The 14,739-nt window shown below is 66.4% G+C and carries 15 protein-coding genes; 10 read left to right on the forward strand and 5 right to left on the reverse strand.

All coding sequences use genetic code 11. The annotated features are described in order from the left end of the window. Window positions 1–440 precede the first annotated feature (440 nt). The 5 genes from U0C82_RS06625 (at window position 441) to U0C82_RS06645 (ending at window position 4,384) form a co-directional block, all read left to right on the forward strand. Window positions 441–875, forward strand: coding sequence for a paraquat-inducible protein A (locus U0C82_RS06625; protein ID WP_322186291.1), 435 nt, complete (start codon window positions 441–443; stop codon window positions 873–875). After that, window positions 845–1,492, forward strand: a complete 648-nt coding sequence (locus U0C82_RS06630) for a paraquat-inducible protein A (protein ID WP_322186292.1) — start codon at window positions 845–847, stop codon at window positions 1,490–1,492. The genes U0C82_RS06625 and U0C82_RS06630 overlap by 31 nt, the downstream gene beginning before the upstream one ends. After that, a complete protein-coding gene (locus U0C82_RS06635) occupies window positions 1,479–3,221 on the forward strand; it encodes a PqiB family protein (protein WP_322186293.1) in 1,743 nt (580 codons plus the stop codon). The genes U0C82_RS06630 and U0C82_RS06635 overlap by 14 nt, the downstream gene beginning before the upstream one ends. Window positions 3,222–3,224: 3 nt before the next feature. Beyond that, window positions 3,225–3,779 carry a PqiC family protein gene (locus tag U0C82_RS06640; protein ID WP_322186294.1) on the forward strand — a complete coding sequence of 185 codons (555 nt, stop codon included), beginning with the start codon at window positions 3,225–3,227 and terminating at the stop codon, window positions 3,777–3,779. Between the two features lie 251 nt (window positions 3,780–4,030). Further along, on the forward strand, window positions 4,031–4,384 hold the full coding sequence (locus tag U0C82_RS06645) for an ATPase inhibitor subunit zeta (protein WP_322186295.1): 354 nt from the start codon (window positions 4,031–4,033) through the stop codon (window positions 4,382–4,384). A gap of 110 nt (window positions 4,385–4,494) precedes the next feature. On the opposite strand, the gene doeB is transcribed toward U0C82_RS06645, so the two are convergent. The 5 genes from doeB to U0C82_RS06670 are packed head-to-tail and all read right to left on the reverse strand — an operon-like array spanning window position 4,495 to window position 9,495. Then, entirely contained in the window at window positions 4,495–5,502 is a 1,008-nt protein-coding gene (gene doeB / locus U0C82_RS06650) for a N(2)-acetyl-L-2,4-diaminobutanoate deacetylase DoeB (RefSeq protein ID WP_322186296.1), read from the reverse strand. Window positions 5,503–5,509: 7 nt separating this feature from the next. Beyond that, window positions 5,510–6,688 (reverse strand): ectoine hydrolase DoeA, encoded by a 1,179-nt coding sequence (gene doeA, locus U0C82_RS06655; RefSeq protein ID WP_322186297.1) that lies wholly within the window; start codon window positions 6,686–6,688, stop codon window positions 5,510–5,512. 38 nt (window positions 6,689–6,726) lie between these two features. After that, window positions 6,727–7,719 (reverse strand): ectoine utilization protein EutC, encoded by a 993-nt coding sequence (gene eutC / locus U0C82_RS06660; RefSeq protein ID WP_322186298.1) that lies wholly within the window; start codon window positions 7,717–7,719, stop codon window positions 6,727–6,729. Next, the gene (gene eutB, locus U0C82_RS06665; protein ID WP_322186299.1) at window positions 7,719–8,705 is read right to left on the reverse strand and encodes a hydroxyectoine utilization dehydratase EutB; all 987 of its coding nucleotides are present in this window, start codon (window positions 8,703–8,705) and stop codon (window positions 7,719–7,721) included. Before eutB ends, eutC begins: the two co-directional genes overlap by 1 nt. 4 nt (window positions 8,706–8,709) lie before the next feature. Then, a complete protein-coding gene (locus tag U0C82_RS06670; RefSeq protein ID WP_322186300.1) occupies window positions 8,710–9,495 on the reverse strand; it encodes a maleate cis-trans isomerase family protein in 786 nt (261 codons plus the stop codon). Window positions 9,496–10,084: 589 nt separating this feature from the next. On the opposite strand from U0C82_RS06670, the gene U0C82_RS06675 reads away from it, so the two are divergent. From U0C82_RS06675 to U0C82_RS06695, 5 genes are all read left to right on the forward strand, one after another. Beyond that, complete coding sequence (locus tag U0C82_RS06675) at window positions 10,085–11,227, forward strand: TRAP transporter substrate-binding protein (protein ID WP_322186301.1); 1,143 nt, start codon at window positions 10,085–10,087, stop codon at window positions 11,225–11,227. A 123-nt stretch (window positions 11,228–11,350) separates the two neighbouring features. Next, entirely contained in the window at window positions 11,351–12,010 is a 660-nt protein-coding gene (locus U0C82_RS06680; protein ID WP_322186302.1) for a TRAP transporter small permease, read from the forward strand. Window positions 12,011–12,064: 54 nt separating this feature from the next. Next, entirely contained in the window at window positions 12,065–13,342 is a 1,278-nt protein-coding gene (locus U0C82_RS06685) for a TRAP transporter large permease (RefSeq protein ID WP_322186303.1), read from the forward strand. Between the two features lie 40 nt (window positions 13,343–13,382). Continuing rightward, window positions 13,383–13,829 carry a universal stress protein gene (locus tag U0C82_RS06690; protein WP_322186304.1) on the forward strand — a complete coding sequence of 149 codons (447 nt, stop codon included), beginning with the start codon at window positions 13,383–13,385 and terminating at the stop codon, window positions 13,827–13,829. A gap of 225 nt (window positions 13,830–14,054) precedes the next feature. Continuing rightward, window positions 14,055–14,549, forward strand: a complete 495-nt coding sequence (locus tag U0C82_RS06695) for an Lrp/AsnC family transcriptional regulator (RefSeq protein ID WP_322186305.1) — start codon at window positions 14,055–14,057, stop codon at window positions 14,547–14,549. Window positions 14,550–14,739 lie beyond the last annotated feature (190 nt).

Raw genomic sequence — 14,739 nt, forward strand, 5'->3', positions numbered from 1 at the left:
CCCGCCCATGCGCGCGCCGACGTCTCGCCCGCGGCTGCGGGGGGAACCTGCGGCGCCTCGGGTCCTCGCCGACCTGAACCGCCGGAGCGGCTTTATGGGCGATCGTTCCCGTCGGCAATGGCTCTTTCGTGAACGGGACGATGGGTAGCAGTGGCGAGCCCTATGCAGTAGAAGCGGGCTTCGTTATGGATCACGCATGATGCTTATCGCGCGTATCCTGCCGTTCGATCGATCGCCGTCACGAAAGAGCCGCTGCCCTGATCGCCGACCAGACCTACATCGCCTGTCCCACATGCGATGTCATCTACCGTCTTTCCCCCGGACTGGAAACACGCCGCTCCCGATGCACCCGCTGCGGCTTCCACCTGTCGCTCGGATGGTCGGACGCGACCGCGCGGGTCGTCGCGCTCGCCGTCACCTCCGTCATCCTGACATGGGTCGTGCTGTTCGGGCCCTTCCTCAGCCTGGCGGCCGGAACCTTCGAGTCGCAAGCCTCGGTGATCGACGTCGTCCTCGGGTTCGGCACCGGCATCATGGCGCCGCTGGCGTTCGCGGTGTTCATGTTCATCGCGGTCCTGCCGCTGACGCGGGCGCTGCTGCTCATCTACGCGCTCGGGCCCCTGCTCTTCGAACGCGCCGCGCGACCCGGTGCGCAAACCGCCCTTCGCTGGGCCTTCCGGCTGAAGCCCTGGGCGATGAGCGAAATCTTCATGGTCGGCGTCGCCGTCGCTCTGGTGAAGCTCGCAGGCATGGCGCGCATCGAAATGGGGCCGGCCTTCTGGGCCTTTTCCGCCCTCGTCATCGTCAACGCGCTTCAGAACAGCTTCATGTGCAGGAACACCTTATGGACGGCGATCTCAACCAGGGCGCGCTGACGACGGCGCAGGAGGCCGGCCTCGTCGCGTGCCGAAGCTGCGGTCTCGTCTGCGCCCCGAACGCTGCACGCTGCACGCGCTGCGGCGAACGGATCGAAAGCCGCGACACGCACAGCCTGCAGCGGGTCTGGGCCTACATGATCGCGGGGCTGATCGCCTACGTGCCGGCCAATCTCTATCCGATGCTGCGCACAACGCAGCTCTTCCAGACCACGGACAGCACGATCGTCGGCGGCGTCGTGGATCTCATGCATCATGGCGCCTACGCCATCGCGGCGATCGTCTTCATCGCCAGCGTGATCATTCCGGTCGGCAAGTTCCTGATCATCGGCTACCTCGCATGGCTCCTGTCGCGCCCCCATGCGCGCAGCCCGCACCGCCTGCATTTCCTGCACGAAGCGGTGGAATTCATCGGCCGGTGGTCGATGATCGACGTGTTCGTCGTTGCGATCCTGGCCGCCCTCGTCCAGTTCGACATGCTGGCGACCATCAATCCCGGCCTTGCGGCCGTCTGTTTCGCGCTGTCCGTGGTGTTCACCATGCTGTCGGCGCAAGCGTTCGATTCCCGCCTGATCTGGGATCGCGCAATTCCGAAAGGACACCATGAACGACATTGAACCGCCAGCCCCGAAGATCGAAACGAAGAAGCGGTTTTCGCTCGTCTGGCTGATGCCGGTTCTTGCCGTCGCCGTCGCCGCCTGGGTGGTCTGGAGTTCCTATTCCGACCAGGGCCCGCTCATCACCGTCACCTTTCCCACCGCCTCGGGCATCAGCGCGGGCTCGACGGAAGTGCGCATCCGCGACCTGCGGGTCGGCCTCGTCGAGGATGTCGGCTTTTCCGACCGGATGGCGAACGTCGAGGCGCGCATCCGGATCGACAAGGATCTGGCGCGCTATGTCGACGAGGGGGCCGAGTTCTGGCTCGTCGAGCCGCAGGTCACCGCGCGCGGCGTCACCGGCATCGGCACCCTCCTGTCGGGCGTCTACATCGCGGCGAACTGGGACGGCGAGGAAGGCCCGCCGCAGGACGAATTCACCGCGCTCCAGACCCCGCCGCTCGTCTCGTTCGGCGAGGAAGGCACCCGTCTCATCCTGCGGACGAAGGCCGGCGGGCAGCTCGCCGCCGGGGCGCCGATTCTCGCCAGCGGCATCGAGGTCGGGCGCATCGGCCAGCCGGTCCTCGCCACGGCCGGATCGACCGTGACGATGGAAGCCTTCGTCTCCCGGCCCTACGACCGACGCCTCACCACCAATACGCGGTTCTGGGACGCCTCCGGGCTCTCGGTCAATGTCGGCGCGCAAGGCCTGGCGCTGAAGGTCAACAGCCTTGCGGCCCTGATCGAGGGCGGCGTCAATCTGGGTACGCCCGTCACCGGCGGCGATCCGGTCGCCGACGGCCATGTCTACGAGGTGTTCTCCACCGAGGAGGCCGCGCGCGCCGACGCCTTCGAGGCCGGCAGCGCCCCCGACATCCTGGTCTCGGCCATGCTCGACGGCGATGTGAGCGGGCTCGGCCTCGGCACCAGCGTACGCTTTCGCGGGGTCAAGGTCGGCGAGGTCGAGAACGTCGTCGGCGTCGCGCCGGACGGCGAAGGCGACGGGCCGGTGCGTCTTCGGGTGGACATGAGCATCGCGCCGACACGCATCGGCCTGCCGGCCGCGACGACGCCCACGACGCTTCGCGAGGCGCTGGATCGGCGCGTGGCGAACGGACTTCGCGTCCGCGTCGCGTCCGAAGGCCTGTTCGGGCAGACGGTGGTCCTGGAACTGGCGACGCTTCCCGACGCGCCGGAGGCCGAAATCGCCGCGGACGACGGCGGGCGCCTCCTCATCCCCACCGTCGCCCCCGCCGTTTCGGACGGCAAGGGCGGCGTCGACAGTCTCGTTGCCCGTGTCTCCAACCTTCCGATTGAAGCCCTCATGACGGCGGCGACCGACGCCCTGTCCGGCGTCTCGCGGCTGACCGGACAGGCGGAGAGCGTCCTGGCCGCCGACGGCGTCGAGCGCATTCCCGCCACCCTCGACGAGACCCTCGCCGAGGTCCGCTCGCTGGTCGCCGACATTCGCGGCGGCGGCGCGATCGAAAACCTCAACAAGACGCTGAGTTCGGCGGACACCACGCTCCAGTCCGTGAGCGAGGCCGCGCAATCCCTGCCCGCGCTCGCCGCCCGCCTCAACGCGGCGGCCGACGGGCTCCAGTCCGTCGTTGCCGGCTATACGCCGGAATCGCGCATCTATACGGAGCTTCGCGCCGTCCTCAACGAGGTGTCATCGACAGCGGAAGCCTATCGTTCGCTCGCGCGAACCATCGAACGCAATCCCAATTCCATCATTACGGGACGCTGACCCATGCGCCGCATTCCCTTCCTCGTCCCGCTTCTGTTCCTGGCCGGCTGCCTGACGTCCGAGCCGCCCCGCTTCGCGGTCGAACCGCTTCCGTCGGCGGCGCGGATCGCAACCTCCGCCGAGACGATCTCGATCGCCGACGTGTCCCTGCCGGCCTATGCCAAGGAACAGCGGATCATCGTCCAGAACCCCTCGGGCGCCCTCGTGCCCCTCGACGACGCCGACTGGGCCGACGAGCAGGAACGGGCGATGACCTACGCGCTGGTCCGCTACGTCGCCGAGATCTCCGGAGCGCAGGTCGCCGCCGATCCGTGGCCGCTCGGCGGCATTCCGGAAGCGGAGGTGAAGGTGTTCGTCGGGACCATGCTCTACGACCGGACCGGCATGCTGACGCTCGCCGGCCAGTTCAGCGTCCGCCGCGACGTGCAGGAAAGCCGGAGCCGGATCGTGCCGTTCGATATCCGCATCCCGGCCGGGTCCAGCACGCCCGACGGCATCGCGCAGGTGCACGGAGCGGCATGGCGCGCGCTCGCCGTGCTGATCGCGCAGGCGGTCTGATCGCGAAAGAAGCGATGCGGGGCGCTGCGACCGAACTCGGTGCCCGGAAATCTTCGATACCGCGCATCGCAGGGGGGATCTCCGACGTGTCAGCCGGACGCTTCGGTCACAAACCATTGACGATGAGGAAGGCCACCATTGCCCGTCGCGATTTTGACGGCCGATATCTAAAATTCGAGGAATATATTTGACGGCTCGACGAAGGGATCGGCGCACAATCTCCCATGTCAACACTAAATGGGAAACGTGTCATGCAAAAAGTCGTGAAGCACCGGGCCGAGCTTGCCGAACAACGGTTCATGCTGGAGCAACGCTGCGATTTCGTTACGCGCGTCAAAGCCGATCAGCATGTTGGGTTCTGGGCGGCATCGCGCCTCGATCTCGAGGAAGCTGAAGCCGCGCATTATGCACATGCCATCGTCGAGACCAGCATTTCATCGAAGGATGGACGCGGTGGTTTCAAGAAGGTCGTCGCCGATCTCTCGCCTCTCGGCGTTCATATCGAGACGGTCCGAACGCAGTATGACATCGCCATGGCCGCGCTGAAGCAATCCTCGCCAATCCATCTGACCCGTGGTTCCGAAGAGGTGCGTCTTGCCGGCTGAACCGGCGAGCGAACGTCTTGTTCTCCGCAAAAACGCCTCCGGCGGCCTCTCATGCCGCCGGGCTCGTGATCCGAAATCCCTTTGACCGCGTCGCGATGACGGATTTCACATCAGTCCATCACCGCAAGGACCGCGATGCAGTCGCCGGCCTTGACGAGGCCGGGAAAGTGGCGCGCGGCCAGGACCCCGTCCATCTTCGCCCAGAAATCGAACGGCGCGGTTCCCGTCCGGTCGATCGGCCAGGCCCGCGCGATCGGCTGGCCCTGCTTCACCGCGTCGCCGAGATCGACCAGCGGCTCGATCATGCCATCGAATTCTGAGAAGGTGAAGCAGCGCTCGTCCGGCATGTCGAGCCACTTCGTCGCCCGCGTCTCGACCTCTCCCTTCAGGATGCCGGCATGGCGCAGGACGCCCGTCAGCCCGCGCTTGGCGATGCTTACGGTGCGCGCCGTCGTCGAGCCGCCGCCGCCGAGCTCGGTGGTCACGAAGATCTTGCCCATGGCTTCGGCGGTGGTGTCGTACATGCCGACCGCGTCGATCTCCAGCATCTTCACCGAATAGGGCGCGCCGAAGGCTGCGACGGCGGCGAAACACGCAGCTTCCTGGGCCTTGTCGGGCAGGATGTGGGCGGCGGCGAACGGCAGGAAGTCGAGGGTGCGCCCGCCCGAATGGAAGTCGAGGACGATATCGGCCATCGGCAGGAGATTGCGCGTCACATAGTCGGCGATCTTCTCGGTCGGATTGCCGAAGGGCCGGCCGGGAAACGACCGGTTGAGATTGCCCTTGTCGATGGGCGAGGTGCGCGTGCCGGCCCTGAAGGCCGGATAGTTCAGCGCCGGCACGATGATCACCCGCCCCGAGACCTCCTCTGCGGCAAGGCGCCGGGCGAGATCGAACAGGGCGATCGGCCCCTCATATTCGTCGCCATGATTGCCGCCGGTGAGAAGCGCCGTCGGCCCCTCGCCGTTCGCGATCACGGTGATCGGCGTCAGGATCGAGCCCCAGGCGCTGTCGTCCCGGCTGTAGGGCAGGCGCAGAAAGCCGTGCTGGATGCCGTCCCGGTCGTAATCGACGGTGGAGACGACGGCGGAGGGCGGGAGCGGATCGGTCGGTTCCATTCTCGGGTCAGTCCTTCACCACGAGCCGGCGCGGCACGTTCGACAGGAGTTCGTAGCCGGTCTCGGTGATCGCGAGGCTCTCGGTGATCTCGAGGCCCATATCCTCCAGCCACAGCGCCGTCATGAAGTGGAAGGTCATGCCGGGCTTCAGCTCGGTCGTGTCGCCGGGCCGAAGGCTCATGGTGCGCTCGCCCCAGTCCGGCGGATAGGACAGGCCGATCGGATAGCCCGTGCGGCTGTCCTTGACGATGCCGTGGCGCTTCAGCACCGAAAAATAGGCCTTGGCGATATCCTCGCACGTGTTGCCGGGTCTTGCCGCCTCGAGCCCTGCTTCCATGCCGTCGAGCGTCGCCTTTTCGGCATCGAGGAAGATTTGGGGCGGCTTGCCGAGGAACACGGTGCGCGAAAGCGGACAATGATAGCGGCGATAGGCGCCGGCGATCTCGAAGAAGGTGCCCTCGCCAAGCTGCATCGGCCTGTCGTCCCATGTAAGGTGCGGGGCGACCGCGTCGGGGCCGGAGGGCAGCATGGGCACGATCGCCGGATAGTCGCCGCCATGGGCCTCCGTGCCGCGAATGCCGGCATCGTAGATCTCGGCGACGAGGTCGCATTTGCGCATGCCCGGCTCGATCGTCTCGACGATCCGCGCATGCATGTTGGTCACGATCTGGCCGGCGATCCGCATGTAGTCGAGTTCGGTGGCGCTCTTCACCGCGCGCTGCCAGTTGACGAGCGCGGTTGCATCGACGAAGCGCGCGTTCGGCAGATGGGTCGTCAACGCGGCGAACGCGGCGGCGGAGAACCAGTAATTGTCCATCTCCACGCCGATGGTAAGCCCGCCCCAGCCCCGGTCCTCGAGGATGCGCGCCAGATGATCCATCGGATGGCGCTCGGTGGACTGCACGTAATGGTCGGCATAGCCGAGAATATGATCGTGGGCGAGATAGGCGGTGCGTTTGGCGCCGTTGGCGTCCATCGCCCGGCCGAACCAGATCGGCTCGCCGTCCGGCGGCACGATCACGCCCTGGTGGACGTAGAACGACCAGCCGTCATAGCCGGTGAGCCAGGCCATGTTGGAGGGGTCGGACACGTAGAGAACGTCGAGACCCTTGTCGGCCATGGCACTCCGGGTCTTCGCCAGGCGCGCGGCATACTCCTCGCGGGAGAAACTGAGATTGGGTTCCATGGTGGGCGGGTCTCCTGAGTGAGGGGCGGAACGTCGAGCTAGCTTGTGAAGACGGTGCCGGCGCCGGCGGCCAGAACGCGACGGTGGACGAGCGTCGCGATGGCGGTGTCCTGAACGCCGGTCCCCGTCAGGTCGCAGATCGTGATCCGGTCGCCCGCCGTTCGTCCGGGCACGGCGCCCGCGACGATCGCGCCGAGCTCGGCGAAGGGCGCGTTGGCCCCCCAAAGCCCGGCCGCGATCGCATGGTGCAGTTCGCCCAGACGCCGCGTCTGGACAAGGCTGTCGGCCACGTAGAGATCGGCGCGAAGCAGCGCCTGCGGCTCGATCTCGTTCTTGTGCTCCGCGTCCGAGCCCATCGCCGTGACATGCTGCCCGGCCTCCAGCCAGTCGGCACGCAGGATCGGCGTCGACGAGGGCGTCGTGGTGACGACGATGTCCGCACCCGAGATCGCCGCACGCGGATCGGCATGGGCCGTGACCGCGATGTTCAGCGCGGCGGAAGCCCGGCTCGCCAGAGCTCTCGCCTTTGCCGGATCGCGCGCCCAGATCCGCGCCTGCGCGATCGGCCGCACGAGCGTCAAAGCCTCGAGCTGCAGCAGCGCCTGGACGCCCGCGCCGAAGATCGCCGCGATGCCGGCATCTTCGCGCGAAAGATGGCTCGCCGCGAGGGCGCCGGCCGCCGCGGTGCGCAGATCGGTCAGATAGCCATTGTCGAGGAACAGGGCTTCGACGAGTCCGGTCCGCGCCGACATCAGCATCATCAGACCGTTGACGCTGGGAAGGCCGAGCGCCGGATTGCCGAAGAAACCCGGACTGACCTTCAGCGCGAAGCTCGGCAGGCCCGGCACGTAGGCGGTCTTCACGTCCACCTCGCCGCGATGCTCGGGAATGTCGAGGCGCAGGATCGGCGGCATACCCACCTTTTTCGTCGCAAGCGCCGCAAAGCCATCCGATATCGCCGCGATCACGCCCTGGTCGAGCGTCACGAGTTCGCGCAACTGGCTTTCCGTGACGATCCGGATCTCGGGCATCAGGCCGCATCCATGAGGGCGTTCGTGCCCGCGACGACGCTTTGGTGAAGCCGCATGTCGATGCTGCGGCCGGTCAGAAGCAACACGGTTGGGCCGAACGACTTCACCTTGCGGGCCAGAAGCGCGGCGACGCCGACCGCGGCCCCGCCCTCGATTACCTCGCGCTCCTGGACATAGGCATGGCGGATGCCCGCGGCGATCTCGGCTTCGGTGAGAAGCACCACCCGGTCGACGAGGGTGCGCACCATCTCGAAGGTGATGGAATTGTCGAGATTGATGCCGCCGCCGAGCGAATCGGCGAGCGTCGGCAGTTCCTCGACCTCCGTCGGATAGCCGGCCTTGAGGCTCGCATGCATCGCCGCGCCCCGCGCCATCGAGATGCCGACGACCTTCACGCCCGGGCGCTTGGCCTTGACGGCGGCGGCGACCCCCGAGATCAGCCCGCCGCCCGAAAGCGGTACGAAGACGGTCGAAACATCCGGCACGTCCTCGACGATTTCGAGGCCGATGGTTCCCTGGCCGGCGACGATCAGCGGGTGGTCGAAGGGCGGCACCGATACCAGCCGCTCCTCGCGAATCAACCGTCCGACCTCCATCTGGGCCTCGTCCTGGCTCTTGCCGACGATGCGGATCTCGGCGCCGAGCGCCTTGATCGCGTCGATCTTCACCTGCGGCACCAGGCTGGACATGCAGACGACGCAGCGGATGCCGGCACGCTTTGCGGCATGGGCGAGCCCGCGCCCGTGATTGCCGGTGGACGCGGCGACGACGCCGCGGGCCCGTTCCGCATCGCTCAGCGACAGCACCGCATTCGTCGCCCCGCGCACCTTGAAGGCGCCGGTGATCTGCCGGTGCTCGAGCTTCAGATAGACCGGAACGCCGGTCATGTCGGACAGGCTCGTGCTGAGGTCGACGGGCGTGCGCCGGATGTGCGGCCGGATTCGTCTCGCGGCGTCTTCGATCTCCTGGAATGCAACCATTCCCATAAATTCACCCTTTCCCATCAGTGCCTTGTGCAGTCAGGTCGCGCATTAGGCGTCCAACTGCAAGAGGCGCTTCAAGGACACCGCAGGCCTTCATGACCGCCCAGAACCCCGCCTGGTTGCTGGTTACCACCGGCCTGCCGATCGCCTGCTCGATGACATCGACGACGTCGACGGCACGCAGCGCGGTGCAGGAGATGAACAGGGCCTCGGCCTGCGGGCTCACGGCCCTGCATGCCGCATCGACGAGACTGGCGTGGGAAAGTCGCGCCATCGCCCCGTCGTCCGCAATGTCGAGGGCCGTCAACCGATCGACCAAGCATCCGTGCCGCTCGAAATAGGCCGCCATCGCGCGCCCGACCGAAGCGCCGTAGGGCGTCAGCATGCTGATTTGCCGCGCGCCGAGCGCCTCGAGCGCGCCGATCGCCGCGCGTGGCGGCGTGATGACCGGACTTGCGCGTCCCCCCGCGTGGATCGCGGCCTCCACGGCCTCGTCGCCGATGAGAACGCTCGCCGACGTGCACGAAAAGGCGATCGCGTCGAGGGTCTCGCCCGGAAGAATGCGTTCGGCCGCCCGGCCGAGAAGCGGTTGCATGGCACGCAGGTTTTCCGGCGTCACCGGATTGGCGAAGGCGATGCGATTGACGAAGATCGCGATGCCGGTGCCGGCGAGATGGCGGGCATAGTCGCGCTCGCTGGTGAGATCGGTCGACAGCACGATCAGGCCGAGGCGCGCCTGGTCGCTCGCGTCGAAGCGAAGGGGTGCGCCGGGGCTGCCGATTGTCTCGATCATGTCGTCCCGTTTCGGTTCTTAGCGCCGCCCGAGGTGCGGGACAGGGCCCGTGCCGGAGCGGTGCGCCGGCTGCCGCCGCAGGGTCGCATCCACGGGGCGTTCGCACCGTTCCCGCGCCTTGGATCACTGTCCGATCGTTACCTTCGGCGAACACCTGATGAAATAGAAGGCATGCCCGAAAAATGGCCGAATGGTCGCCCTTCCTCTCCCGCGGCAGAGGATTCCTCTGGCGATCGGGCAAGAAGCAGATGGTTCGACGCCAGGGCGAGCGGCGGTCCGGCCGCAAGCAGAACGCACCGAGGCGCAAGATCGCGGCGAGTTGTTCCGATTCGTATTCGGGCTCCGACAGCCTGATTTACAAGCATAATTCGATCCCTTCGAAGTCGACCGGCACATGACGGCCTCATGCGATCTGCGTCCCATGCGTGAATTCGGCACGTTTTGCGATCAAGCCCCGGATGGTTGCTGTGAAACACGAAGGGTTGCCCTTGTCCTGCGTTTCGTTACGCTTGGTGACGACTTTCCGGATCTTGCACGATCGGCCCGCCCGATCGGCGGGGTCCTTTCCCGATTCCCAAGGAGCCTTCCCATGAGCACCCTTATCCGCACGACGAAACGCGCCTTTCTCGCCACCTGCATGGCGACGACCGCGACGCTCGCCCTTTCGGCCGGAAGCGCATCGGCCGAGGAATGGAAATACGCGATCGAAGAAGCCCTCGACGAGGTTCAGGGCGTCTACGCCCAGAAGTTCAAGGAATATGTCGAGGCCAATTCCGACCACACCGTGTCGATCTTTCCGTTCGGCACGCTCGGCGAATCGGCCGACACGACGGAGCTCGCCCAGATGGGCGCGATCCAGTTCGTCGACCTGTCGCCGGGCTTCACCGGCAGCCTGATTCCCGAATTGCAGGTCTTCCTCCTGCCCTACACGCTGCCGGAGGATCCGGCCGTCCTCGCAGACTTCTACAAGACCTCCGAGACGATCAACGAGGATCTGGCCGCGCTCTATGAGGAGCAGTCGCTGCATCTCATCGACATGTTCCCGGAGGGCGAGGTGGTGATGACCACCAAGGAAGCCGTGAAGAGCCCGGCCGATCTTGACGGCGTCAAGTTCCGCGTGATGACGACGCCGCTGCTGGTCGAGACCTACGACGCCTTCGGCGCGACCCCGACGCCGCTGCCATGGGGCGAGGTGTTCGGCGCGCTGCAGCTCAACATGATCCAGGGCCAGGAAAACCCGATGTTCTTCGTCGAATCGACGAAGATGTACGAGGTCACGGACCACATCACCTTCACCGGCCACAACACGTTCACGACCGCCGTCGCGGCGAACAAGAGCTTCTATGACGGCCTGTCCGAAGAGGACAAGGAGATGGTGAACGCAGCCGCCGATAAGGCCTACGACTACATCATCGAATATCAGAAGGGCCTTCAGGACAAGGCGCTCGCCGCGATCAAGGAGGCCAAGCCCTCGATCACCGTGACGACCCTCACCGACGAGGAGCGCCAGCCCTTCCGCGAGGCGGCGAAGGCCGTGCGCGAGAGCTACGCCGAAATGACCGGCGAAAGCGGCCAGAAGGTGCTCGACGGTTTCGAGGCCGACATCGCCGCCTCCGTGGAGCGCGTCAATGGCGGCTCGGACAGCGCGGATGCGAGCCCGGCCGAAGCGCCCGCCGCAACACCGGCGAGCGATGCGGCGTCGGCCGAAGGCGGCGAATCGGCGGCCAACTGAACCTGGGTCCCGGCGGGGCGGGCACGATGCCCCGTCCCGCCATTCCCGACCTGACGGGACATTGGCTTCCGGCGCTTTGCCGGTAGCCCGTCCAGCCTCCTTCGACGAGGACACCGAACGCCCATGAACGCCGACGAGCGACGCGACACAATCGACCGAACCGGCGACAGCGCGCCGCGATCGTCCGAAACCGGCGTGACGACGAAGACCGCCGCCGATCGGGCGGCCGTCGGCTTCACCGGCATTCTGAGTCCGCTCGGGATCGTGGACCGGGGCATGGCGATCTTCGAGGCGGTGGTCCTGGCCATCGGAACGCTGGCGCTCGCCTGCGCTTCCGTCGCCAACGTCGCCGGCCGCTTCCTGTTCGGCCAGAGTCTCTATTTCGCCGAGGAGCTCAGCCAGTTCCTCGTCATCCTCATCACCTTTGCCGGCATCGGCTTCGCCGCACGGCACGGGCGGCACATCCGCATGTCCGCGATCTACGACCAGCTGCCCGACCTCGGCCGCAAGATCACGATGATCCTCATCGCGCTGGTCACGGCGGCGATCATGTTCGTCCTTGCCTGGTATTCCTATTTCTACGTGTCGAGCGTCTACGGCACGGGGCGGATCTCGCCCGTCACCCGCATCCCGGTGTTCCTCACCCTGATCTGGCTGCCGATCGGCTTCGCCATCACCGGCATCCAGTACATCCTGACGGCGATCGCCAACCTCACCCGCCCCGACGTCTACCTGTCCGTCTCGGTGATCGACACCTACGAGGATACGGAGACCCAGGTCTGATGGCGCCTTTCCCGACTGCGACCCCGTCCGTCCCGACACCGGAGGCGCGCTGACATGGCGACCACCATGATCGTCACCATGATCGTGCTGCTTCTGGCCGGCTTCCCGATGATGGTTCCGCTGATCGCGGCGACGCTGATTGCGTTCGTCATCTATCTGCCGATCGGCCCGGAGATCATGATCCAGCAGATGCTGGCCGGGATCCGGCCCTCGGCGCTGATCGCCGTGCCGATGTTCATCCTCGCCGCCGACATCATCACCAAGGGCAAGTCGGCGGACCGGCTGATCAACATGGTGATGCGGTTCGTCGGCCATATGCGCGGCGGCCTCGGCATCGCGACCGCGGCAAGCTGCACTCTCTTCGGCGCCGTCTCCGGCTCCACCCAGGCGACCGTCGTCGCGATCGGCGGCCCGCTGCGCCCGCGCATGCTGAAATCGGGCTACAGCGACAGCTTCACCCTGGCGCTGATCGTCAATTCCTCCGACATCGCCATGCTGATCCCGCCCTCGATCGCGATGATCATCTACGGCGTCGTCTCCGGCACCTCGATCTCGGAGCTGTTCATCGCCGGCGTCGGTCCGGGGCTCCTGATCCTCGTCCTGTTCTCGATCTACGCCTACATCTACGCCCGCCGGCACGACATCCCGACCGAGCCGAAGGCCTCCTGGAGCGAGCGCGTCGCCGCCGTCGGAGCGGCCGTGTGGCCGCTCGGCTTTCCGGTCATCGTCGTCGGCGGCATCTATGGCGGCATCTTCTCGCCGACGGAGGCGGCCTCGGTGTGCGTCGGCTACGCGCTGATCCTGGAAATGCTGATCTTCCGGTCGCTGAAGGTGACCGACATCTACGAGATCGCCAAATCGACCGGCCTCATCACCGCCGTCGTCTTCATTCTCGTGGCCGCCGGCGCCGGCTTTTCCTGGGTGATCTCCTTCGAGCGCATCCCCCAGATGATCCTGGGGGCGCTCGGGCTGGCCGAAGCCGGCCCCTACACGGTGCTGATCGCCATCTCGATCGCGTTCTTCGTCGGCTGCATGTTCGTCGATCCGATCGTCGTCATCCTCGTCCTGACGCCGATCTTCGCGCCGCTGGTCTCCGGGCTCGGGCTCGATCCGGTGCTCGTCGGCACGATCATCACCCTGCAGGTCGCCATCGGTTCGGCGACGCCGCCGTTCGGATGCGACATCTTCACGGCGATCGCGATCTTCAAGCGACCCTATTGGGAGGTGATCCGGGGGACCCCGGTCTTCATCCTCATTCTCCTGTCGGTCAGCGCCCTCTTGATCGTCTTCCCGCAGATCGCCCTCTTCCCGCGCGATCTCGCCTTCCGCTGACCGCGTCGCCGGTCTTCGCAGCTTGAAAGGGCCAGATGCCATGTACAAGACGATCCTCGTCCCGGTGGATGGCTCGGCCATGGCGACGAAGGCGCTCGACAGCGCGATCGCCCTTTCGCAGACCTTCGGGGCAAGCCTCGTCACGCTTTGCGTCTACCGCCACCATTCGCCGCTCGAGGCCTCGTTCTCGATGGTGCGGGCACAGAGCGAGAGCCAGAACCGGCCGGACGATGCCCTGAAGAGCTATGCGAGCGAGATCGCGTCCGCCGCCAAGGAACGCGCGCGCGCGGCGGGCGTCGCAGACGTCTACGGCTATGCCAAGCGCGGCCAGCCCTCGCGCGCGATCGTCGAGTTTTCCAGGCAGCACGGGGTCGATCTCATCGTGATGGGCGCGCGCGGCACCGGCGACATCGAGGGATTTCTCCTCGGCTCGGTCTCCTACAAGGTCTCCTCGCTCGCCAGCGTGCCCTGCCTGATCGTTCGCTGACGCGGGTCCGCGCGGCTCTCCACGCAAACGCGCCCGGCGCAGCGAAATCGCGCGAAAACCGGTGGACGGGCCGGCGGCCGAAGGGCTAGTGGTTCGGACATACGCTTTGCGGCTCGCAGCGATGTGCATCGACGCCGCCGCCGGTCCTGCTGATTTTCGCGCCGGGTGGCCGAAAAACCGGATGCCTCGTTCTTGCCCGGCGCAGTCAATCGGGAAAATGCCGCCATGGGCGCAGGCCGCTTCAAGCTCGACGATCGCGATATCAAGATCCTCTCGATCCTCCAGTCCGAAGGGCGCATCTCCAAGGCCGCCCTCGCCGAACGGGTGAACCTGTCGCCGACGCCCTGCTGGGAGCGGCTGAACCGGCTGGAGGAAAGCGGCGTCATCGAGGCCTATGGCGCGACGATCGCCGAAAGCGCCTACGGTCCGATGACCGTGCTCTTCGTGATGATCGAGATCGAGAACCACCGCGCCGACGATTTCGCGGCCTTCGAGGCGGCGATCGGCGAGGTGCCCGAAATCACCGAATGCTGGTCGATTTCCGGCGGCTTCGACTATCTGTGCAAGTTCGTCACCCGCGACCTCGCCGCATATCAGGCGATCGTCGACAGGCTTCTGGCGAACGGGGCCGGCGTCAAGCGCTATTTCAGCTATCCCGCGATGAAGCCGGTGAAACGCACCCCCCTTCCGCTGGCCATGATCGCGGACATGCAGGGCTGAGCGGACCGGCGCCGGAAACCCGCGACCCGAAGAGCTTTCCTCGCACGATCGGGGGCTCGCGAAGACGTTTCGTCGGCGCTCCCCGCCCAGAATGGCCGACGCTTCGCGCCTGCCGGTCGTAGACTGGCCGCACCGATCGGGTCGGTGCCGTGGCTTTGGCCGCGGCAAGCCTGTCGATCCCAGTCCTGTC

This window comes from Fulvimarina uroteuthidis (assembly GCF_034321785.1).
Taxonomy (GTDB): domain Bacteria; phylum Pseudomonadota; class Alphaproteobacteria; order Rhizobiales; family Rhizobiaceae; genus Fulvimarina; species Fulvimarina uroteuthidis.